Annotated in this window: 22 protein-coding genes; 10 read left to right on the top strand and 12 right to left on the bottom strand. The window is 68.3% G+C overall.

The features are described 5' to 3' along the window. The first annotated feature begins 6 nt into the window (after positions 1-6). Complete coding sequence (locus LQZ85_RS10820; RefSeq protein ID WP_056277124.1) at positions 7-906, top strand: NAD(P)/FAD-dependent oxidoreductase; 900 nt, start codon at positions 7-9, stop codon at positions 904-906. Positions 907-936: 30 nt separating this feature from the next. On the opposite strand, the gene LQZ85_RS10825 is transcribed toward LQZ85_RS10820, so the two are convergent. Continuing rightward, positions 937-1,566 carry a histidine phosphatase family protein gene (locus LQZ85_RS10825; protein ID WP_056277120.1) on the bottom strand — a complete coding sequence of 210 codons (630 nt, stop codon included), beginning with the start codon at positions 1,564-1,566 and terminating at the stop codon, positions 937-939. A 1-nt stretch (position 1,567) separates the two neighbouring features. Next, entirely contained in the window at positions 1,568-1,942 is a 375-nt protein-coding gene (locus LQZ85_RS10830) for a DUF5684 domain-containing protein (protein WP_053098866.1), read from the bottom strand. Between the two features lie 116 nt (positions 1,943-2,058). Between LQZ85_RS10830 and aspS the strand changes: the two genes are divergently transcribed. Then, positions 2,059-3,840, top strand: coding sequence for an aspartate--tRNA ligase (gene aspS / locus LQZ85_RS10835; protein WP_053098865.1), 1,782 nt, complete (start codon positions 2,059-2,061; stop codon positions 3,838-3,840). A gap of 246 nt (positions 3,841-4,086) precedes the next feature. On the opposite strand, the gene LQZ85_RS10840 is transcribed toward aspS, so the two are convergent. Continuing rightward, on the bottom strand, positions 4,087-4,914 hold the full coding sequence (locus LQZ85_RS10840; protein ID WP_056277117.1) for a TSUP family transporter: 828 nt from the start codon (positions 4,912-4,914) through the stop codon (positions 4,087-4,089). A 169-nt stretch (positions 4,915-5,083) separates the two neighbouring features. On the opposite strand from LQZ85_RS10840, the gene LQZ85_RS10845 reads away from it, so the two are divergent. The 5 genes from LQZ85_RS10845 (at position 5,084) to LQZ85_RS10865 (ending at position 9,300) form a co-directional block, all read left to right on the top strand. Continuing rightward, positions 5,084-6,223 carry an extracellular solute-binding protein gene (locus LQZ85_RS10845; protein WP_053098863.1) on the top strand — a complete coding sequence of 380 codons (1,140 nt, stop codon included), beginning with the start codon at positions 5,084-5,086 and terminating at the stop codon, positions 6,221-6,223. After that, positions 6,220-7,170 carry an ABC transporter permease gene (locus LQZ85_RS10850; RefSeq protein ID WP_200955155.1) on the top strand — a complete coding sequence of 317 codons (951 nt, stop codon included), beginning with the start codon at positions 6,220-6,222 and terminating at the stop codon, positions 7,168-7,170. Before LQZ85_RS10845 ends, LQZ85_RS10850 begins: the two co-directional genes overlap by 4 nt. Further along, on the top strand, positions 7,167-7,961 hold the full coding sequence (locus LQZ85_RS10855) for an ABC transporter permease subunit (protein WP_053098861.1): 795 nt from the start codon (positions 7,167-7,169) through the stop codon (positions 7,959-7,961). Before LQZ85_RS10850 ends, LQZ85_RS10855 begins: the two co-directional genes overlap by 4 nt. Next, complete coding sequence (locus LQZ85_RS10860) at positions 7,958-9,037, top strand: ABC transporter ATP-binding protein (RefSeq protein ID WP_056277111.1); 1,080 nt, start codon at positions 7,958-7,960, stop codon at positions 9,035-9,037. Before LQZ85_RS10855 ends, LQZ85_RS10860 begins: the two co-directional genes overlap by 4 nt. Before the next feature lie 86 nt (positions 9,038-9,123). Continuing rightward, positions 9,124-9,300, top strand: coding sequence for a YegP family protein (locus LQZ85_RS10865; RefSeq protein WP_072590798.1), 177 nt, complete (start codon positions 9,124-9,126; stop codon positions 9,298-9,300). Between the two features lie 84 nt (positions 9,301-9,384). On the opposite strand, the gene LQZ85_RS10870 is transcribed toward LQZ85_RS10865, so the two are convergent. The 3 genes from LQZ85_RS10870 to LQZ85_RS10880 are packed head-to-tail and all read right to left on the bottom strand — an operon-like array spanning position 9,385 to position 11,784. After that, positions 9,385-10,140, bottom strand: coding sequence for an amino acid ABC transporter ATP-binding protein (locus LQZ85_RS10870; protein WP_053098859.1), 756 nt, complete (start codon positions 10,138-10,140; stop codon positions 9,385-9,387). After that, entirely contained in the window at positions 10,137-10,934 is a 798-nt protein-coding gene (locus tag LQZ85_RS10875) for an amino acid ABC transporter permease (RefSeq protein ID WP_053098858.1), read from the bottom strand. The genes LQZ85_RS10870 and LQZ85_RS10875 overlap by 4 nt, the downstream gene beginning before the upstream one ends. Before the next feature lie 34 nt (positions 10,935-10,968). Further along, positions 10,969-11,784 carry a transporter substrate-binding domain-containing protein gene (locus LQZ85_RS10880; protein ID WP_053098857.1) on the bottom strand — a complete coding sequence of 272 codons (816 nt, stop codon included), beginning with the start codon at positions 11,782-11,784 and terminating at the stop codon, positions 10,969-10,971. 239 nt (positions 11,785-12,023) lie between these two features. Here LQZ85_RS10880 and LQZ85_RS10885 point away from each other — a divergent pair, with 239 nt between their 5' ends. Genes LQZ85_RS10885 through LQZ85_RS10895 form a run of 3 tightly spaced genes read left to right on the top strand, consistent with a single transcriptional unit; the run spans position 12,024 to position 17,888 of the window. After that, the gene (locus LQZ85_RS10885) at positions 12,024-12,671 is read left to right on the top strand and encodes a hypothetical protein (protein ID WP_056277108.1); all 648 of its coding nucleotides are present in this window, start codon (positions 12,024-12,026) and stop codon (positions 12,669-12,671) included. Further along, positions 12,661-16,590, top strand: a complete 3,930-nt coding sequence (locus LQZ85_RS10890; protein ID WP_230100887.1) for a Pls/PosA family non-ribosomal peptide synthetase — start codon at positions 12,661-12,663, stop codon at positions 16,588-16,590. The genes LQZ85_RS10885 and LQZ85_RS10890 overlap by 11 nt, the downstream gene beginning before the upstream one ends. Continuing rightward, on the top strand, positions 16,587-17,888 hold the full coding sequence (locus LQZ85_RS10895) for a M1 family metallopeptidase (RefSeq protein WP_056277101.1): 1,302 nt from the start codon (positions 16,587-16,589) through the stop codon (positions 17,886-17,888). The genes LQZ85_RS10890 and LQZ85_RS10895 overlap by 4 nt, the downstream gene beginning before the upstream one ends. A 12-nt stretch (positions 17,889-17,900) precedes the next feature. On the opposite strand, the gene LQZ85_RS10900 is transcribed toward LQZ85_RS10895, so the two are convergent. The 6 genes from LQZ85_RS10900 to LQZ85_RS10925 all read right to left on the bottom strand — a co-directional run bounded on the left by LQZ85_RS10900 (position 17,901) and on the right by LQZ85_RS10925 (position 19,972). After that, entirely contained in the window at positions 17,901-18,545 is a 645-nt protein-coding gene (locus LQZ85_RS10900) for a hypothetical protein (RefSeq protein ID WP_056277098.1), read from the bottom strand. Positions 18,546-18,579: 34 nt separating this feature from the next. Continuing rightward, complete coding sequence (locus tag LQZ85_RS10905; protein WP_053098852.1) at positions 18,580-18,879, bottom strand: Dabb family protein; 300 nt, start codon at positions 18,877-18,879, stop codon at positions 18,580-18,582. Continuing rightward, positions 18,876-19,166, bottom strand: a complete 291-nt coding sequence (locus LQZ85_RS10910; RefSeq protein ID WP_053098851.1) for a glutaredoxin family protein — start codon at positions 19,164-19,166, stop codon at positions 18,876-18,878. The genes LQZ85_RS10905 and LQZ85_RS10910 overlap by 4 nt, the downstream gene beginning before the upstream one ends. Further along, positions 19,163-19,465 (bottom strand): rhodanese-like domain-containing protein, encoded by a 303-nt coding sequence (locus tag LQZ85_RS10915; RefSeq protein WP_053098850.1) that lies wholly within the window; start codon positions 19,463-19,465, stop codon positions 19,163-19,165. Before LQZ85_RS10915 ends, LQZ85_RS10910 begins: the two co-directional genes overlap by 4 nt. Positions 19,466-19,546: 81 nt before the next feature. Next, positions 19,547-19,645, bottom strand: coding sequence for an AURKAIP1/COX24 domain-containing protein (locus tag LQZ85_RS10920; protein WP_003792170.1), 99 nt, complete (start codon positions 19,643-19,645; stop codon positions 19,547-19,549). Between the two features lie 135 nt (positions 19,646-19,780). Then, on the bottom strand, positions 19,781-19,972 hold the full coding sequence (locus tag LQZ85_RS10925) for a helix-turn-helix domain-containing protein (protein WP_053098849.1): 192 nt from the start codon (positions 19,970-19,972) through the stop codon (positions 19,781-19,783). Positions 19,973-20,188 lie beyond the last annotated feature (216 nt).

A 20,188-nucleotide genomic window follows, 5' to 3' on the forward strand; every position in this document is an offset into this window, starting at 1 on the left:
CCCCACATGTACGACGCGATCGTGATCGGCGCAGGCCCCGCCGGCCTCCAGGCGGCATTGACCCTCGGGCGGATGCACCGCCCCACGCTGCTTCTGGATTCGGGCGAATACCGCAACGGCACCGTGCTGCACATGCACAACGTCATCGCGAACGACGGAACTCCCCCTGCGGAGTTCCGCGCGACGGCGCGAGCCCAGCTCGCCGAGTACTCCGATATCGATGTCCGCGACGTCGGAGCGCAGACGGTGACCGGCTCAGAGGGCAGCTTCGTCGTACGACTCGCAGACGGCGAGACGGTCGAGACCCGACATGTCATCCTCGCGACCGGCGTCGCCGACGATCTCCCCGACATCCCCGGACTTCAGGACCTCTGGGGCACGAAGGCCTTCAGCTGCCCGTTCTGCGACGGTCACGAGCACGCCGGTCGCTCGATCGGCATCCTCGGACCCGCTCCTCGCGCCGAGCACCTGATCGGGCTGCTCGGGCGCATCGTCGGCGACATCACGGTGTTCCCTGTCGAGCAGCCGTTCGCGGCCGACGAGACGCGGACTCTCGAAGGGCTGGGCGTTCGGGTCAGCGCGGAACCGGTCGCCGCCGTCGCGCCGGAGGCGGCTGATGTGCGCATCACCACGGCGTCGACCGCGCACACCGTGGTCGGCGTGTTCGTGGCATCCGGTTCACTGCGCCACCGTGCGCCGTTCGCCGATCAGCTCGGCCTGGAACTGCTGCCCTCCGGCTCGATCGAGATCGACGACTTGGGGCGCACATCGCAGCCCGGGGTCTTCGCGGCGGGCGACCTCGCGCACCGGGCGTCGCTTCCCGGACCCATGGCATCGGTGCTGCTCGCGTCCGCTGCCGGTCAGATGGCGGCGGTCGGCGTCATCCAGTCGCTGATGGCGCACTGACCGCAGCGGAAGGGAGACCGAGGCGAGGGGTCAGACTGCTCCCACGTCCACCGCACCGCCGGTCGCCGCAGGTTCGGCGTAATCGACCTCACGCCACACGTCGCCCACCAGCTCGAACGAGGTGACGCTCGACAGTGCGCAGCGCCGGGTGCGCGGGTCGTGCTGCAGGGGCAGACCCGCCACCCGGAGGTGGGTGATCCAGATCGGCGCCTGATGGGACACCATCACCAGATCGCCGTCGTCGACCGACCGCCACGCCTCGGCCATCATGCCCAGCATCCGCTCGGCGATCGACGCGTAGGGCTCACCCCAGCTGGGCAGCGACGGCTGCCGCAGGTGCCACCACTTGAGCGGGTTCAGAAGCGAGCGGCGCATCTGCGTGCCCTCGAACACGTTGGTCGGCTCGATCAGACGGATGTCGATCTCGGGCGAGAGGCCGAAGCGCTCGGCGAACGGCTCAGCAGACTCCTGCGCCCGCTCGAGCGGAGAGGAGTAGAGCCCCCGGACCGGACGATCGAGCCCGGCGATGTGATCGGCGGCGGCTCGCGCCATCTTCCGTCCCGCCCTGCTCAGGTGATAGTCGGGGAGCCGACCGTAGAGCACGCGCCTGGGGTTGTGCACCTCGCCGTGGCGGACGAGGTGCAGTCGCGATGCCACCACGTCACGCCCTGCTGTAGCGGGAGTCGCCGAAGCCGAGGATGAGATACCCGATATAGGGGAAGACGAAGAGCAGGAAGAAGGAGAAGAGCCCTCCCTTGCCGAACCGCTCGCCGAGTCGCACCGCCACGATGATCCCGAAGACGAAGCCGACGATGGGGATGAGATAGAGCAGTGCGAGCCAGCCGGACATCCCGGCGATCTTCACGAGGAACACCACGTTCACGATCGGGATGACGGCGAGGATGCCGGGGTACCCCGCCTTGGTGAACACCTTCCACAGACCGACCGCGACGAGGACGTAGAAGACGAGCACGATGAGTCCGGTCGTGCCGGAGAAGATCGACGCGTACAGGTCGGAGATGCCGTTGGAGTCCATGGTGACCCTTTCTGTCGTGGCGATCCTACTGACCGATATGCCGCGGGCAGAGGAGGCGACACCCGCCCACGTAGAATGGGCGGGTTCATCATTTCCCAGATCAGGAGGAATCCTCCGTGCTTCGCACCCACTCGGCAGGCTCACTGCGAGCCGAGCATATCGGTCAGACCGTCACCCTCTCGGGTTGGGTCGATCGCCGTCGTGATCACGGAGGAGTCGCGTTCATCGATCTTCGGGATGCGTCCGGCATCGCGCAGGTCGTCATCCGCGATGAGGAGATCGCGCACCCGCTGCGCAACGAGTTCGTCCTCAAGGTCACCGGCGAGGTCTCGCGTCGCCCCGAGGGCAACGCCAACCCCAACCTGCCCACCGGCGAGATCGAGCTCATCGCGACCGACGTCGAGGTGCTGAACGAGTCCGCTCCGCTGCCGTTCCAGGTGTCGACCGCCGTCGCCGACACCGAGACGGTCGGCGAGGAGGCGCGCCTCAAGTACCGCTATCTCGACCTGCGTCGCCCCGCCGCGGCATCCGCTCTGCGTCTGCGCTCGAACGTCTACAAGGCCGTCCGCGATGTGCTGCACGGCGAGGACTTCACCGAGGTCGAGACGCCGACCCTCACGCGCTCGACGCCCGAGGGCGCCCGCGACTTCGTCGTGCCCGCCCGTCTGCACCCGGGCAGCTGGTACGCCCTGCCGCAGTCGCCGCAGCTGTTCAAGCAGCTGCTCATGGTCGGCGGCGTCGAGAAGTACTACCAGATCGCCCGCTGCTACCGCGACGAGGACTTCCGCGCCGACCGCCAGCCGGAGTTCACGCAGCTCGACATCGAGATGAGCTTCGTCGACCAGGAAGACGTCATCACGCTGATGGAGTCGCTCATCGTCGCGATGTGGAAGACCATCGGCGTCGACGTACAGACCCCGCTGCCCCGCATGACCTACGCCGAGGCGATGGCCAAGTACGGCTCCGACAAGCCCGACCTGCGCTTCGGACTCGAGCTGGTCGAGGCGACCGAGTACTTCGCCGAGACCCCGTTCCGGGTGTTCCAGGCCGAGTACGTCGGCGCGGTCGTCATGCCCGGCGGTGCGAGCCAGCCCCGCAAGCAGCTCGACGCGTGGCAGGACTGGGCCAAGCAGCGCGGTGCGCGTGGCCTCGCGTACGTCCTCTTCAACGAGGACGGCTCGCTCGGCGGCCCCGCCGCCAAGAACCTGTCCGAGGCGGAGCAGGCGGGCCTCGCCGAGTTCGTCGGCGCATCCGCGGGTGACTGCGTGTTCTTCGCCGCCGGATCGACGAAGGAGAGCCGTGCACTGCTCGGCGCCGCCCGCGTCGAGATCGGACGTCGTCTCGGCTTCCTGAACCCCGACGAGTTCGCGTTCACGTGGGTCGTCGACGCTCCGATGTTCGAGCCGGCAGCGGATGCCGTGGCGTCGGGTGACGTCGCCGTCGGCGCCGGAGCCTGGACGGCCGTGCACCACGCGTTCACGGGGCCGAAGCCCGAGTTCCAGGACACGTTCGACACCGACCCCGGTTCGGCTCTCGCCTATGCATACGACATCGTGTGCAACGGCTCCGAGCTCGGGGGCGGATCGATCCGCATCCACCGCGAAGACGTGCAGAAGCGCGTGTTCGAGGTCATGGGCATCAGCGACGAGGTCGCGCAGGAGCAGTTCGGCTTCCTGCTGGACGCTTTCAAGTTCGGCGCCCCGCCGCACGGTGGAATCGCCCTCGGCATGGACCGCGTGCTGCAGCACCTGTCGAAGACCGAGTCGATCCGCGACGTCATCGCCTTCCCGAAGTCGGGCAACGGGTTCGACCCGCTGACAGCCGCTCCGGCACCGATCACGGCCGAGCAGCGCGCCGAGGCCGGCGTCGACTTCGAGCCCGAGGACGACGAGGCCTGACGCCGCATCGCCCGTCGCACCGAGACCCCGTTCCGCTCAGCGGAGCGGGGTCTCTGCGTATGCGCCAGGCCGGATCCCGGACGCATGCACCGCGCATCCCCCGCTCGGCCGAATGCGTCAGGATCGGCCGGACTCGCCGAATCCGGCCGTGACACGCGCAGAACACCGCGCGGACGGCGAGCGGATGCCGGAGCGCGAGCGGATGCCGGAGCGCAGGCGGGGGCGGAGGTGCGCCAGGGCGGATGCTCAGTGCAGCTGCGCGAGCGCCGGAACGATGTTCTCGTTCCACACGTCGACGCCGAGCTTGGCGATGAGGGCGACCACCACGACGAGGAACACGACGCGGATGAAGGTCGTGCCGCGCGAGATGGCCATGCGGGATCCGAGGTAGCTGCCTGCGACGTTCGCGACCGCGAGGATGCCGCCGAGCAGCCACAGCACGGCGCCGTGCGGGATGAAGAGCAGCAGGGCGCCGGTGTTCGTGGCCAGGTTGACGATCTTCGCCTTCGCGCTCGCCTGCAGGAAGTCGTAGCCGAGCAGCGCGACGAGCGAGATCACCAGGAACGTGCCGGTGCCCGGCCCGATCAGACCGTCGTAGAAGCCGATCACGAGCCCTGAGAGACCCGCCATGATGTGGTGCTTGTGCCCGCTGAAGCGCAGCCGCGTCGCGGCGCCCATCTGCGGGCGGAAGGCGGTGAAGAGCGCGACGGCGAGCAGTGCGACCACGATGATCGGCTTGAAGGCGGCGGCAGGCAGAACGGTCGCGACGGCAGCTCCCCCGAACGATCCGACCAGGGCGATCGCGGCCATCGGCAGAGCCGTGCGGATATCGGGTTTCGCACGACGGTAGTAGGTGACGCTGCTCGTGGCCGTGCCGAACACGGAGGCGAGCTTGTTGGTCGCGAGAGCCTGGATCGGCGAGATTCCGGGGATCAGCAGCAGGGCGGGGAGCTGCAGCAGACCGCCGCCGCCCACCACCGCATCGATCCACCCGGCAGCGAAGGCCGCGACGACGACGAGGATCAGCGTGCCCCAGGTGAGCTGTTCGAGCCCGAGCACACTGCCGATGTCCATCCGTCCAGGATGTCAGACCACGCGGCACCTCGAACGCCACTGCAGTCCGACCCGTCACACCCTCGACACCTGTCGTTCACCCGAGCCGCGATCATCGGCAACCCTCGGCTCATAGTGTCCTCTCGCAACCCGAATCCGGCTCACAGCGCCGGGCACCGAGAGGACCCTGATGACCAACTTCCACCGCCGCGCACGAATCGGCGCCGGCATCGCCCTGTTCACGACCGCCGCGCTGGGTCTCACCGCCTGCGCCACCGGCGCGGAGACCCCGGCCGCAGGCAGCGACGCTGTCGACGCCGCATCCGCGACCTCGGTCGAGGACTTCGGTTCCTTCTCCGACCTCGAAGAGGCCGCGAAGGCCGAGGGGCAGCTCAACGTCATCGCGCTTCCGCGTGACTGGGCGAACTACGGCGAGATCCTCGACCTCTTCGCCGAGAAGTACCCCGAGATCACGATCAACGAGGCCTCTCCCGACGTGTCGAGCGCCGAGGAGATCCAGGCTGCGAAGACGAACGAGGGCCTCGACACCGCGCCCGACGTGTTCGACCTGGGTCTGACCGTCGCATTGCAGAACACCGACGTCTTCGCGCCGTACCAGGTGCAGACGTGGGACGAGATCCCCGACGCTCTCAAGGAGCCGACCGGCCTCTTCGTCGGCGACTACGGCGGATACATGTCGATCGGCTACGACTCCTCGAAGTTCGACGCTCCCGAGTCGCTCGACGATCTGAAGGATGCCGCCTACAAGGGCGCCGTCGCCATCAACGGAGACCCGACGCAGGCCGGCGCGGCCTTCGCCGCCGTGGGCCTCGCGACCGTGCAGTCCGACGGCACCCTCGACGACTTCCAGCCCGGCATCGACTTCTTCTCCGACCTTCAGAAGGCCGGCAACCTGCTCAAGGTCGACGTGACCACCGCGACCGTGGCCAGCGGCGAGACCCCTGTCGTCTTCGACTGGGACTACCTGAACGCGGCGCACGCCACCGACAACAAGGACTGGAAGGTCGTCGTCCTCGACGGCACCGGCTACGCGGGCTACTACAACCAGGCGATCAACAAGGATGCTCCGAACCCGGCCGCCGCACGCCTGTGGCAGGAGTTCCTCTACAGCGACGAGGTGCAGAACCTGTGGCTCAAGGGCGGCGCACGCCCGGCCCGCATGGAGGCCATGACCGAGGCCGGCACCATCGACGCCGACCTGGCTGCTGCTCTTCCCGAGGTCCCCAGCGAGACGGTCGTCCCGACCGAGGAGCAGTCGACGAACGCCGGCACGCTGCTCGGCGAGAAGTGGGCCGCGGCGGTCCAGTGACGACTGCCACCGCAGCGGGGGCGGATGCCACGGCATCCGCCCCCGTCTCCCCCGCAGCGCACAGCGCTGGGCCTGCGACCTCGTCGCGGGCCCAGCGCTCCGCGCCGTCCGTCGCCTGGCTCGGTCTCGTGCCCTTCGCCGCTTACGTCGTGCTCTTCCTCGCCGTTCCGACCTTCCTCGCGATCGGCTCCGGCTTCTTCACGAAGGACGGGTCGTTCACCTGGTCGAACCTGTCGGCCCTGGCAGACCTCGTCGTCCTCACCACGTTCGCCAACTCCGCCGGCCTGTCGCTGCTGACCGCCGTCGTCGGCGCGATCGCGGGTGCTCTGGTCTGCTATGCCCTGCTCGGCATGAACCCGGACGGCGCCGTGCGCTCGACCGTGGATGCTGCGGCCGGCGTCCTCGCCCAGTTCGGCGGCGTGATGCTCGCCTTCGCCTTCATCGCCACGATCGGCATCCAGGGGGTCGTCACCCTCTTCCTCAAGAACGACCTCGGTATCGACATCTTCGCGAACGGCACGTGGCTCTACGAGCTTCCCGGGCTGATCCTCCCGTACATCTACTTCCAGATCCCGCTCATGGTGATCACCTTCATGCCCGCCCTCGCAGCCCTCAAGCCGCAGTGGGCCGAGGCGAACCTCACGCTCGGCGGCACGCGCGCGAGCTTCTGGCTGCGCATCGGCGTCCCCGTGCTCGCACCCTCGTTCCTCGCGAGCCTCCTGCTGCTCTTCGCGAACGCCTTCTCGTCGTACGCCACCGCCGCCGCCCTCGCCAGTCAGGGTTCGCAGATCGTGCCGCTGCAGATCCGCGCCGCCCTCACGAGCGAGACCCTTCTCGGCCGTGAGAATCTCGCCGGCGCGCTCGCGCTCGGCATGATCGTCATCGTGGGAGTCGTGATGGCCCTGTACTCGCTCATCCAGCGTCGGGCAGCGAGGTGGCAGTCATGAACCGCCTCGGCCCGTCACTCGCGACCCGCTGGATCATCGGCGTGGTCGTCGGCGCATTCTTCGCGATCCCGCTCGTCTCGACCCTGCTCTACACGCTGCGCCAGACCGACGGCAGTCTCGGCCTCGAGCGGTGGGCCGCGCTCTTCGATCCCGCGAAGTCGGCGGCGATCAGGCCGATCTGGATGGGCCTGGGCAACTCCCTGGTCCTCGCGGTCGTGACCGTCGCGATCGTGCTCCTGCTGCTCGCACCGACCATGATCCTGGTGAACCTGCGCTTCGCGAAGCTCACACCCGTCTTCGAGTTCGCCGTGCTGCTGCCGATCTCGATCCCCGCGATCGTGCTGGTCGTGGGTCTCGCACCGATCTATCTGCAGATCGGACGCACCCTCGGCACCGGCACGTGGACGCTGGCCTTCGCCTACGGCATCACCGTGCTGCCGTTCGCGTACCGCTCGATCCAGGCCTCCATCGACGCCGCCGACCTGCGCACGCTCGCCGAAGCCGCCCGATCCCTCGGCGCCGGCTGGCCTACCGTCGTGCTGAAGGTGCTCGCTCCCAACCTGCGTCAGGGACTCCTCGCGGCGTCTCTCATCTCGATCGCCGTCGTGCTCGGCGAGTTCACGATCGCCTCGCTCCTCAACCGCCAGGTGTTCCAGACGGCCATGGTCGTCGTGCAGAAGCAGGACCCGTACGCTCCGGCGATCTTCACCCTGCTGGCGCTGCTGTTCGTCTTCCTGCTTCTGCTTCTCATCGGCCGCGTCGCCCGCGGCACCGGAAAGGCCCGCTCATGACCCTCCCCCAGACCGCCGACAACATGCTGCTCGCCGAAGCCGGAGAGGGCACACGCGTGCAGCTGCAGGGCATCGTGAAGAGCTACTCGGGCAACACGGTGCTGCACGGCGTCGATCTCGACATCGCCCCCGGTGAGTTCGTCTCGCTGCTCGGCCCCTCCGGCTGCGGCAAGACGACGCTGCTTCGCGTGCTCGCCGGACTCGAGGGGCTCGACAGCGGTGCGGTGCTGCTCGGCGGCAACGATGTCTCGCGGGTGCCCACGAACAAGCGGGACATCGGCATGGTGTTCCAGTCGTACTCCCTGTTCCCGCACCTGCGGGTCGCGGAGAACACGGCGTTCGGGCTGCGTCGCCGCGGCGTCGGCAAGGCCGAGGCGGCAACGCGCGCCCTCGATGCCCTCGCGCTCGTGGGGCTCTCGGACTTCGCCGATCGCTACCCGCATCAGCTCTCCGGAGGTCAGCAGCAGCGCGTCGCGCTCGCCCGCGCTCTGGTCACCGAGCCGAAGGTCCTGCTTCTCGACGAGCCGCTCTCTGCCCTCGATGCGAAGGTGCGGGTGCAGCTGCGCGATGAGATCCGGCGCATCCAGCTGCGGCTCGGCATCACCACCGTGTTCGTCACGCACGACCAGGAGGAGGCCCTCGCGGTCTCCGACCGGATCGCCGTGATGAACGCCGGCACCATCGAGCAGATCGGAACCCCGGAGCAGCTCTACACGACGCCGTCCACGGCGGGCGTCGCCGCCTTCGTCGGGCTCTCGAGCGTCGTCTCGGGTGTCGCCGAGGGTGATCACGTGGTCGTGTGGGGTCAGAAGCTTCCCCTGCAGTCGCCGGCCGACGGGCCCGTCGACGTGTATCTGCGCCCGGAGAACGTGCACTTCGCATCCGAGGCCGATGCCGCGACCGATGCGCTGGTGCAGGAGAGCACGTTCCTCGGCAGCATGCGCCGCACGCTCGTGCGCACCGAATCCGGCGAGCTGGTGCGCCTCCAGCACGCTCCGGGCATCCACCCGGCCTTCGGCGATCGCGTGCGGATCGCCGTCGCTCCCGAGCCCGTCGCCGTGCATCCGCGCGGCTGACCGAGCCCTATCGCTGGCGCAGTACTCCGAGATACCGTGATGCTCGAGGGCCTCGTGCCCTCCTCACCGTCGAGAAAGGACACCTCATGGCAGGCACGTTCGAGCTGTACACCGACAAGTCCGGCGAGTACCGGTTCCGCCTCAAGTCCGGCAACGGCGAAGTGATCGCGATCAGCGAGGGCTACTCGTCGAAATCGTCCGCGCTGAACGGCATCGACTCCGTGCGCCGCAATGCCGCGGATGCCGAGGTCGTGGAGGCCTGACCTCGCACAGCACTCTCCGCACACGAGACCCCCTCGCGCTGACTCAGCGGGAGGGGGTCTCGTCGTGACAGGTGAGACGCGAACTCAGAGGACGCGAGCCAGGAAGTCCTGCGTACGCGGATGCTGCGGGTTCGCGAGCACCTCGCGCGGGTCGCCCTCTTCGACGATGTAGCCGCCGTCCATGAAGATCAGACGTGATCCGACCTCGCGGGCGAAGCCCATCTCGTGCGTGACGACGAGCATCGTCATGCCCTCGTCCGCGAGCGAGCGCATGACCTGCAGCACCTCGCCGACGAGCTCGGGGTCGAGCGCCGACGTCGGCTCGTCGAACAGCATCATGTCCGGGTTCATGCACAGCGCCCGCGCGATCGCGACACGCTGCTGCTGACCGCCCGACAGGTGTCCGGGAAAGGCGTCCGCCTTCTCGGCGAGCCCGACGCGTCCGAGCATCTCCTTCGCGACCCGCTCAGCCTCAGCCTTGGACCGCTTCTTCACGCGCTGCTGCGCGATCATGAGATTGCCCATCACATCGAGGTGGGGGAAGAGGTTGAAGCTCTGGAACACCATGCCGATGCGGGTGCGCACCCGGTCGATGTCGACATCGGGATCAGTGATGTCGATCCCCTCGATGAGCACCTTGCCGCCGGTCGGCTCCTCGAGCAGGTTGACCGAGCGCAGCAGCGTCGACTTGCCCGAGCCCGACGGGCCGATGATGCAGACGACCTCTCCGGCGGTGACGGTGAGGTCGATGCCCTTGAGCACCTCGTTGTCGCCGAAGCTCTTCACGAGCCCCTGCAGGTCGATCGCGGGGGCGTGGACGTCAATCAGATCGGTGATCATCGCTGCCTCGACATCCTTCGTTCCAGGTACGCGCTGAAGCGCGTGAGGGGGATCGTGACGATCAGGTAGAGGGCCGCCGCCATGATGAGCGGCGTTCCGTTCGCGTTCTGCGTGCTCGCGTCACGCGCGAAGTTCGTCAGCTCCTTCGACCAGATGAAGGAACCTGCCACGAAGAGCAGCGACGTGTCCTTCAGCAGCAGGACGAACTCGTTGGTCAGCGGCGGGATGATGATGCGGAACCCCTGCGGGACCACGATCCAGAACGTCGTCTTCATGGGCGACATGCCGAGCGAACGTGCTGCCTCGGTCTGCCCCTTCGGAACGGCCTGGATGCCGGCGCGGATCGTCTCGGCCATGTACGCCGATGCGACCAGGATCAGACCGATCAGGCCGAGCACGACCGGTCCGCCGAGCTTCGTGCCCGGCACGCCGAGTCCGATCGGCAGGATGAACGCGATGGCGAAGATCGTGAGGATCGCGGGAAGCCCGCGGAAGAGCTCGATCCACGCCGTCGCGATCCATCGGAAGGGTCCGATGGACGACAGCTTCAGCAGCGCGAGCACGACGCCGAGCAGCAGACCGCCGGCGAACGCGACGGCCGTGAACCACAGAGTGTTCACGAGCGCCGTGGTGATGATGCCCGGAAGCATCTTCGCCGCGACCTCCGGGTTGAAATACAGCTGCGCGATGCGGGCCCAGTCGGTGCTGACGATCAGCCAGACGGCGACCGCGATCAGCACCGCATAGACGGTGTACCGATACAGCTTGCTTTTCGTGGTGCGCCTCAACGCCATTGTCAAGGTCTCCCTGTCCTACGTCGCTCGCCGATTACTTCGCGGTGAAGTAGGTGTCGTAGATCGTCTGGTAGTCGCCGCTGTCGCGGAGATCCTGCAGCGCGCCGTCGATCGCCTCGCGCAGAGCGTCCTTCTCGCCCTTCGCGTATGCGAAGCCGTACGACTCGCCGGTCTCGTACTCCTCGACGATCTTGTACGCGCTGTCGGCCTTCTCGTGCTCGAGGTTCACCGGCTGGTCCTGAAGGATCGCGTCGATCTGTCCGGCCTGCATCGCGGGCCACAGCTCTCCGTCGGAGGGGTACTGGACGAGTTCTGCGCCCTCGGCGTTCTCGGTCGCGTAGGCCTCTCCGGTGGTGCCCTGCTGCACGCCGACGTTCTTGCCCGAGAGGTCGTCGATCGACTCGATGCCCGAGTCGGTGCGCACGAGCAGCGACTGCAGCGACTCGTAGTACGGCTCGGAGAAGTCGATGTTCGCCTTGCGCTCGTCGGTGATCGTCATGGCCGAGGCGCCGACGTCGCACTGTCCGGCGGCGAGCGTGGTGCCCGACTGCAGCGCGTCGAATCCGACGTCCTGCACCGAGAGCTTCAGGTCGAGCTCCTTCGCGATCGCGTCGAGCAGGTCGATGTCGAAGCCGGTGTAACCCGTGCCGTTGTCGCCGCCCTCGAACTCGAACGGTGCGTAAGGGATGTCGGAGCAGACCGTCAGGGTTCCCGCCTCGATGAGGTCGTACTCGTCGCCGGCCGCAGGCTCACCCGATCCCGCGTCACTGCCGCCGGTCGCGCATCCGGCGAGGGCGAGGGTGGCGGTCGCGGCGAGCGCGATCCCGGCGATGATGTTGCGACGCTGCATGTCAGCTCCTGAAGGACGAGGGTGTGGTTCCCCACGGACGGGTAGGAGAACATCTAAACATGCACCACCGGGCCGAACCCGCCGTCGGCCGCCTTCTGCGGATCACATTTGTGTTGCAAGTGTGACCGAATATGACGGGCGTGTTACGCACGATGCGGCACCGATTGTTCACCTTGCCTGAGTATCCTCTGTGCCGACACCCCGAGCCGACACGCTCCGGACTCAGAGGAGACCCGATCATGGCAAAGAAGACCTCAGCACAGCGCACCGCCGAAGCCGCTCTCGACGCGGCGAAGGATGCGGCGAAGGACGCGAAGAAGCTGATCAAGTCCCTGCCCAAGAAGGACGCCAAGAAGCTGAAGCCTCTCGTCGAGGACGCGAAGGACGCGGCGAAAGTCTCGAAGAAGAAGGTCGCGGACCGGCCCAAGAAGGTCGCGAAGTCGGCGACCGCGGCGACCGCGCGCCTCACCCAGGCCACCGCACGTCTGGAGGCCGAGAAGAAGGCGTCGGACAGGAAGTCCGCCGCGAAGAAGGATCAGAAGAAGGCCCCCAAGAAGTCCGCCGTCGAGCCGACGCCGGATGCGAAGCAGCCGGCCCCGAAGAAGGCCCCCCAGAAGGCCGTGGCGAAGAAGGCCGTGGCCAAGAAGGCCGTGGTCGCGGCTCCGACCGTCGAGCCGACGGTCACGATCACGACCCCGACGTCGGCACCCGCACTGGCACCAGCACCAGCACCGGCACCGGCACCGGTACCAACAGAGACCTCTGCAGCGGCACCGGAGCTCAGCGCGCTGACCCTGGTCCAGCTGCGCGCCCGCGCCCGCGCCGAGGGCCGCACCGGATACTCGCGCCTGACGAAGGCCGCTCTGCTCGACCTCCTTGCGCGCTGACGTGCAGGAGGCGCTCGACCGGGGCGCCGACGCGCCTCCTCCCCGCACGCTGATCGACATCCTTCAGGAGACGACCCGGCGATATCCCGACGCCTCGGCCATCGAGGACGCGGACGGGGCGCTCAGCTACGCCGAGTTGCTCGCGCACGTCTGGCGTACGGCGGCCCTGCTGCACGAGAGAGGCGTGCGCCGCGGCGACCGCGTCGGCATCCGCATGTCGTCCGGACACCGCGAGCTGTACATCGCGATCCTCGGCACCATCGCGGCGGGCGCCGCCTATGTCCCCGTCGATGCCGACGACCCGCAGGAGCGTGCCGATCTCGTGTTCCACGAGGCCCGCATCGCGGGCACGATCACCGACGCCGGCTACATGCCGGCCGGAGCGACCGAGGCGGTCGATCTCCTCGGCGGCGAGTCACCTCATCCGCGCACCTCCGCGATCCCGATCGTCGCGCCGCCGACGGTCGACGACGATGCCTGGATCATCTTCACCTCCGGGTCGACCGGCGTGCCCAAGGGCGTCGCGGTCTCGCACCGTTCGGCCGCGGCCTTCGTCGACGCCGAGGCACGTCTGTTCCTCCAGGCCGCACCGCTGAGTCCCGGTGATCGCGTGCTCGCAGGCCTCTCGGTCGCCTTCGACGCGTCCTGTGAGGAGATGTGGCTCGCGTGGGGCCACGGCGCCTGCCTGGTGCCCGCACCGCGAGCTCTCGTGCGCTCGGGCGAAGACCTGGGGCCCTGGCTGCTCGGCCACGGCATCACCGTCGTCTCGACGGTGCCGACGCTCGCCGCCCTCTGGCCGCAGGACGCGATCGAGAACGTGCGCCTGCTGATCTTCGGCGGGGAGGCCTGCCCGCCCGAGCTCGTCGCCCGATTGGCATCGGACGGACGTGAGGTGTGGAACACCTACGGCCCGACCGAGGCCACGGTCGTGGCCTGCGCCTCGCTGATGGACGGTACGGGTCCCGTGCGCATCGGCCTCCCGCTCGACGGGTGGTCACTCGCCGTGGTCGATGCTGACGGACAGCGCGTCGCCGAGGGCGAGACCGGCGAGCTGATCATCGGCGGAGTCGGTCTCGCCCGGTACCTCGACCCTGCGAAGGATGCCGAGAAGTACGCGCCCATGCCCGCTCTCGGCTGGGACCGGGCCTACCGCTCCGGCGACGTCGTGCGGGTCGAGTCCGAGGGACTGATCTTCCAGGGTCGCGCCGATGACCAGGTCAAGATCGGCGGCCGCCGCATCGAGCTCGGCGAGGTAGAGGCGGCGCTGCAGGCGCTGAGCTCCGTCTCGGCGGCGACCGTGGTGGTGCAGAAGACCGAGACGGGCATGCCGATCCTCGTCGGCTATGTCGTGCCCGACGAGGGGTTCGACCGGCAGGTGGCGCGTGGTGAGCTCTCGGAGACGCTTCCCGCTCCGCTGATCCCCCTGCTCGCCATCGTCGACGACCTGCCCGTCCGCACGTCCGGGAAGGTCGACAAGGCGGCTCTCCCCTGGCCGCTCGATTCCGGCGACGCGAACGACTCGTCCCTGTCCGGCACGGCGGCGTGGCTCGCCGAGCAGTGGTTCGCCGTGCTCGGCGTGCGCCCGGGCGACGAGGACGCCGACTTCTTCCAGCTCGGCGGCGGGTCGCTCGCGGCCGCCCAGCTGGTCTCCCGCCTGCGCAGCCGGGCGCCGGAGTTCACGATGACCGACGTCTACGATCTGCCGCGGCTGCGCCAGATGTCGGATGCCGTCGACGATGAGGCCGATGACGAGGACGCCGAGGAACGCGTCTTCAGCCAGCCCGTCCCGACCCCCCGACGGATGCAGTGGGTGCAGACGATCGCGGGTCTCCCGCTGTTCGTGTTCACCGGCATCCGCTGGCTGCTGTACCTGCTCGCCGCGAGCTGGCTCCTGCGGCTGGCCCCCGGATTCGAATTCCTGCCCGCTGTTCCGGTGTGGACGATCATCGTCGGCCTGCTGATCTTCGTCACCCCGGTGGGGAAGATGACGATCGCCGCCGTCGCCGCGCGTCTGCTGCTCGCCGGACTCCGCCCTGGCGACTATCCGCGCGGCGGCGGAGTGCATCTGCGTCTGTGGCTCGCGGAGCAGATCGCCCAGCAGGTCGACCCGGTCGGCCTGGCCGGTGCTCCCTGGGTCGTCTACTACGCACGAGCTCTCGGCGCCCGCATCCACAGAGATGTCGATCTGCACACCGTCCCGCCGATCACGGGCATGCTCGACATCGGCTCCGGAGCCTCCATCGAGCCCGAGGTCGACCTCACCGGCTATTGGATCGATGGCGACACCGTGCGCATCGGCGGCATCCGCATCGGCGCGGGAGCGACCATCGGCGCCCGCAGCACCCTCGCCCCCGGCACGAAGATCGGTCGCGGCGCCGAGATCGCACCCGGCTCGGCCGTGTTCGGTCGGGTCCGCGCCGGGCAGCGCTGGGCAGGATCGCCGGCGGCACGCGTCGGCGGAGTGTCGCGGCCGTTCGCGGAGGGCCGCCCACCCAGCCGCACCCGGTGGTTGTGGGCCTACGCCGTCTCCTCCGCCGCGCTCGGCGTCCTCCCTGTCCTCTCGCTCGCCGCCGGCGCCTGGGTGCTCGCGCTGGGCATGCGCGGGTCCGACTCCCTGATAGCGGCCGTCCCGAGCATCCTGGCGCTGCTGGTTCCTGCAGTGCTGCTCGCCGGATTCGTGTTCGCCGGTCTCGTGCTCGTCTTCGTGCGTGTGCTCGGAGCCGGTCTCGGCGAAGGCGTGTACCCGGTGCGCTCGCGCATCGCCTGGCAGGCGTGGACGACCGAGCGTCTGCTCGATTCCGCCCGTACCTTCCACTTCCCGCTGTACTCGAGCAGTGCCACTCCCTTCTGGCTCAGGGCCCTCGGGGCCGAGGTCGGGCGCGACGTCGAGGCGTCGACCGTGCTGCTCATCCCGAAGCTCACGACCATCGCCGACGGAGCGTTCCTCGCCGACGACACCATGGTCGCGACCTACGAGCTGCAGGGCGGATGGATGCGGCTGGGCACCGCGCGCATCGGCAAGCGCGCGTTCCTCGGCAACTCCGGCATGGCCGCCGGTGGGCACAACGTGCCTCGCGACGGCCTCGTCGCCGTCCTGTCCGTCGCTCCACCCAAGGCCAAGGCGGGCTCATCGTGGCTGGGCTCGCCCGCCGCGCGACTGCGCCGTGTGGTGAACGACTCCGATCTCGAGCGCACGTATCGCCCGCGCCCGGGACTCCGCCTCGCGCGGGCTCTGTGGGAGCTGTGCCGCATCATCCCGGTGTTCGTGACCTGCGCGATCGGAGTGAGTGTGATGCTCACGCTCGCCGCGGTGGTCGAGGCCTGGGGACTCGCATGGGCTGTGCTGCTCTCGAGCGCCGTGATGCTCGCCGCAGGCGCCTTCGCCGCTCTGATCACCACCGCCGCCAAGTGGCTGATCGTGGGGCCGATCCGTGCCGGCGAGCATCCGCTCTGGTCGAGCTTCGTGTGGCGCACGGAGGTGTCGGACACCTTCACGGAGATGGTGGCCGCACCCTGGTTCGCCAACGCCGCATCAGGCACTCCTGCACTCGCCATCTGGCTGCGCACCCTCGGCGCGAAGATCGGCCGAGGCGTCTGGACCGACAGCTACTGGCTGCCCGAGCCCGACCTGGTCACCCTCGGGGACGGTGCGACCGTGAACCGCGGATGTGTGGTTCAGACGCATCTGTTCCATGATCGAGTGATGAGCATCGACGCAGTGACCCTCGAGAGCGGTGCGACCCTCGGTCCGCACAGCGTGATCCTGCCCGCGGCCACGATCGGATCGGATGCCACGGTCGGGCCCGCCTCACTCGTGATGCGGGGCGAGTTCGTGCCGATCGGCAGTCGATGGAGCGGCAACCCCATCGGACCGTGGCGTGCCGTCAAAGTGCGCTCCTACCAGGCCTCGAACGCATGACCGTCGACCCCTACACCCCGCACAGCGGCGATCGGCGCTACGGGGTGCTGCACTACGACCTGGCCATCGACTATCGCGTGACCACGAACCGCATCGCGGGCACGGCGACGATCCGACTGCAGATGCAGGAATCGGCGAAGCACGTCTCGTTCGACCTCGTCGGGCTCAAAGTCACGAAGGTGCGGGTGGTCGGTGATCGCGCCGCCTCGTTCAGACAGGACGACCGGCGACTCAAAGTGGTCTTCGGGGGCGAGCGGGCGAGCGGTCAGGAGCTCACGGTCGCGGTCGAGTACTCCGGTTCTCCGTCGCCCCGGCGCACTCGATGGGGACTCCTCGGGTGGGAAGAACTCGAAGACGGCGTGCTCGTCGCGTCGCAGCCGACCGGCGCGCCGACCTGGTTCCCCTGCAACGACCTGCCCTCGGACAAGGCGACGTATCGGTTGGAGTTCACGGCCGATCCCGAGTACACCGTGGTCAGCGGCGGCGCAGCCACGCGATCGACGCAGCGCGGTCGCACCCGATGGATCTTCGAGCAGCCGGTGCCGACCGCGACATACCTGATGACCGTGCAGATCGGCCAGTACGACGATGACAGGGTCGCTCTCGGTACGACTCCCGGGCGTCTGTTCCACCCGCGGGCTCTCGCGGGTCGCGTGCGCTCCGACTTCGCCCCGCTGCCGCACATGATGGAGACGTTCGTCGAAGCCTTCGGCACGTATCCCTACGAGTCCTACAAAGTCGTCATCACACCCGACGATCTCGAGATCCCCCTCGAAGCGCAGGGCATGGCGATCTTCGGTGCGAATCACGTGGACGGAGCCGGGGGCAGCGAGCGCCTGATCGCGCATGAGCTCGCGCACCAGTGGTTCGGCAACAGCGTCGGCGTCGCCCGCTGGCGGGACATCTGGCTGAACGAGGGATTCGCCTGCTACGCCGAGTGGCTGTGGTCGGAAGCGTCCGGCGCGTCGACCGCCCACGAGAACGCTCTGGCCCATCACGCCGCCCTCCGCGGCCTCGCCCAGGATCTGCTGCTCTCGGATCCCGGTCCGAACGACATGTTCGACGATCGCGTCTACAAGCGCGGCGCCCTCACCCTGCATGCCCTGCGACTCACGATCGGCGATGAGCGGTTCTTCGCTCTGACGCGGGAGTGGACCGCGCGGTTCGCGCGACTCGCTGTCACCAGCGACGACTTCCTCGGCCTCGTCGGCGAGGTGGCCGACGACCGGGCGCGCACCCTGGTGCGGACCTGGATCGACGAATTCCCGCTGCCCGCGCTTCCTGCATCCCGGTCCTGAGACCGAGCGGGATCACCCCCGAGCGACGCTCAGCACGTACCCCGGTGGGCCGACCAGCGTCGTGACGTCGATCGTGGCGGCACGACCCGGAAGCGCTGCCGACCACACGCAGGGATCCGTGTTCGCGCGCGGTCGGAGGAGCACCTCTGACGGCTCTGTCTCGAATCCGCGACCATCCGCCTTGACCGCCGCCTCGATGCGCGTCCACCCCGCGAGATCCGGGGCTGCGCCGTCAGGGAACATCGTTCGCAGCTCGTCGACACGGCCGGCCGCAGATGCCTGCTCGACATCGACGCCGAGCGACGCCGCGGTCCCCACCGCTGCCGGAGCCACTGCGACGACGACGAGACCCTCCGCATGACTCACGCTGAGCAAGACGCCGTCGGCGCGCGGCCGACCATGGTCCGCCCCGCACCTGGCACAGCGGCTCGAGATGACCACGTCGTGCGTTCCGGTGATCCTGCGTACGAGGGCGCGCATCAGTGCCCTGCCGGCGAGGAACGCCTGGGCACGGCTGCCGCTCAGCTCGCGGAGGCGTTCCCGCTGACCCATCGCTGCGGCATCGGCTTCAGTGACACCGTGCGGCTGCGAGGGCGATGCCCAGGCGATCGTGATGTCACGCCAGGTGGTCTCGCCTGCGATTCCCCCTGCGCTCATCACACCGAGAACCGCCGATCAGAGGTTCAGAGGTTCAGAGTTCGAAGTCGACGGCCACACGGGAGGCGACGACCGAGCGCACATACGCCACGACCTCTTCGTGCGCCGGGTGCACCTGGTACTCCTCGAGAGCAGCGATCGAATCGACGTCCGCGACGAGGGTGACGTCCCAGTTCGCGTCGGGATAGGCGACGTTCGCGCCCGCGGTGATCGAGCGCAGCTGCGGCACGACGCCGTCGAGAGCGTTCAGACGACGGGCGACCTCGGCGGCCTGCTCGGCGCGTGTCGCCGCATCGTCGGCTGCGAGCTTCCAGGTGACGACGTGACGGATCATCGGGCTTCCTTCTCGAGTGCGTCCTGCTGCACGGCTGATTCGAGCGCGTCGCGCAGTCGGTCGGCGGACAGACGCCAGTGCGCGTGCAGGTCGCCGTCGATCAGGACGACGGGGATCTTCTCCCACCACAGCTCGTAGAGCACAGGATCGTCGGCGATCGAGGCCTCCACGATCTCGATGCGCTCGGCTGCCGCGTCAGGCAGGTCGGCGACGACGGCGTCGATGATCTCGGACGCGACATCGCAGAGATGGCAGTCCGGCTTGCCGATGAGGGTCAGCGTGGTCACGCCGACGGCACCTCGATATCGCGGCCCTGCGCGATCCACTCGCCCGTTCCGCCCTCGACGTTGGTGGCGTCGTATCCGCGGGACTCGAGCGCTTCGACGACGCGCGCCGACCGCCCACCCGCTTGGCAGATGACGTCGAACGACTCTGCGGGCAGCTCTTCGAGCCGGTTGCCGATCTCGGACATCGGGATGTTGACTGCCCCGGGTACGTGACCGGCGGCGAACTCATCCACCTCTCGGACATCGATGAGCGGGGTGTTCGACCGCTCGGCGAGTTCGGTGACGGTGATCGACTTCATGGCATGCTCCTGCGACGAGTGGGAAACCGGGGGCAGAGACACAAAGCGCCCGTCCGGAGACAGGCGCTCGTGTCTGGTCGCTTACTTCTTGTTGCGACGCTGGTGGCGAGTCTTACGAAGCAGCTTGCGGTGCTTCTTCTTCGCCATGCGCTTGCGGCGCTTCTTGATGACAGAACCCACGGAAACCTCACTAAGTCAGTGGCTGGGTGTCGTCGGTGACGGACACCCGGGTACGGGCACGGAAAAATGCCTCGGATCAGTCTAGCAAACCGTGGAGCTTCCGCTGCACGCGCTCACGAGACGACGCCGAGGACGTCAGCCGACGTCGGCTATCGGTCGCTGCAGGGCTTCGGCGACCGCGGATTCCGGAACACGGAAACTGCGACCGAAGCGGATGGCTGGCAGCTCCCCAGCGTGCACCATCCGATAGACCGTCATCTTCGACACACGCATGAGTTCGGCGACCTCGGCCACCGTAAGGAACCGGACATCTGGAACCTCGGGCATCCCACGTACCCCTTTCTGGATTGTGTGCACACTCTATGGGCAAGGTGGGACACGTGTAAACCCATGTGGCCTGTGTGATCAGTGTGCATCCCCGACGGTCGCGAAGGCGCGCACGGGAAAGGTCCCGAATCCGCGCATGGCCCGCGGAACGGGCGAGGTCACAGCGGAGACATAGGACGTATGCCGGAACCGCTCAGACTGCCCTGCGAGGCTGAC

This window comes from Microbacterium sp. Bi98 (assembly GCF_918698045.1).
GTDB lineage: Bacteria > Actinomycetota > Actinomycetes > Actinomycetales > Microbacteriaceae > Microbacterium.

Excerpts from the sequence above, each read along its gene's own strand:
- LQZ85_RS10820 (WP_056277124.1), top strand. The coding sequence starts at position 7 with ATGTACGACGCGATCGTGATCGGCGCAGGCCCCGCCGGCCTCCAGGCG.
- LQZ85_RS10830 (WP_053098866.1), bottom strand. The coding sequence starts at position 1,942 with ATGGACTCCAACGGCATCTCCGACCTGTACGCGTCGATCTTCTCCGGC.
- LQZ85_RS10840 (WP_056277117.1), bottom strand. The coding sequence starts at position 4,914 with ATGGACATCGGCAGTGTGCTCGGGCTCGAACAGCTCACCTGGGGCACG.
- LQZ85_RS10845 (WP_053098863.1), top strand. The coding sequence starts at position 5,084 with ATGACCAACTTCCACCGCCGCGCACGAATCGGCGCCGGCATCGCCCTG.
- LQZ85_RS10855 (WP_053098861.1), top strand. The coding sequence starts at position 7,167 with ATGAACCGCCTCGGCCCGTCACTCGCGACCCGCTGGATCATCGGCGTG.
- LQZ85_RS10860 (WP_056277111.1), top strand. The coding sequence starts at position 7,958 with ATGACCCTCCCCCAGACCGCCGACAACATGCTGCTCGCCGAAGCCGGA.
- LQZ85_RS10865 (WP_072590798.1), top strand. The coding sequence starts at position 9,124 with ATGGCAGGCACGTTCGAGCTGTACACCGACAAGTCCGGCGAGTACCGG.
- LQZ85_RS10870 (WP_053098859.1), bottom strand. The coding sequence starts at position 10,140 with ATGATCACCGATCTGATTGACGTCCACGCCCCCGCGATCGACCTGCAG.
- LQZ85_RS10875 (WP_053098858.1), bottom strand. The coding sequence starts at position 10,934 with ATGGCGTTGAGGCGCACCACGAAAAGCAAGCTGTATCGGTACACCGTC.
- LQZ85_RS10880 (WP_053098857.1), bottom strand. The coding sequence starts at position 11,784 with ATGCAGCGTCGCAACATCATCGCCGGGATCGCGCTCGCCGCGACCGCC.
- LQZ85_RS10885 (WP_056277108.1), top strand. The coding sequence starts at position 12,024 with ATGGCAAAGAAGACCTCAGCACAGCGCACCGCCGAAGCCGCTCTCGAC.
- LQZ85_RS10895 (WP_056277101.1), top strand. The coding sequence starts at position 16,587 with ATGACCGTCGACCCCTACACCCCGCACAGCGGCGATCGGCGCTACGGG.
- LQZ85_RS10900 (WP_056277098.1), bottom strand. The coding sequence starts at position 18,545 with ATGAGCGCAGGGGGAATCGCAGGCGAGACCACCTGGCGTGACATCACG.
- LQZ85_RS10905 (WP_053098852.1), bottom strand. The coding sequence starts at position 18,879 with ATGATCCGTCACGTCGTCACCTGGAAGCTCGCAGCCGACGATGCGGCG.
- LQZ85_RS10915 (WP_053098850.1), bottom strand. The coding sequence starts at position 19,465 with ATGAAGTCGATCACCGTCACCGAACTCGCCGAGCGGTCGAACACCCCG.
- LQZ85_RS10925 (WP_053098849.1), bottom strand. The coding sequence starts at position 19,972 with ATGCCCGAGGTTCCAGATGTCCGGTTCCTTACGGTGGCCGAGGTCGCC.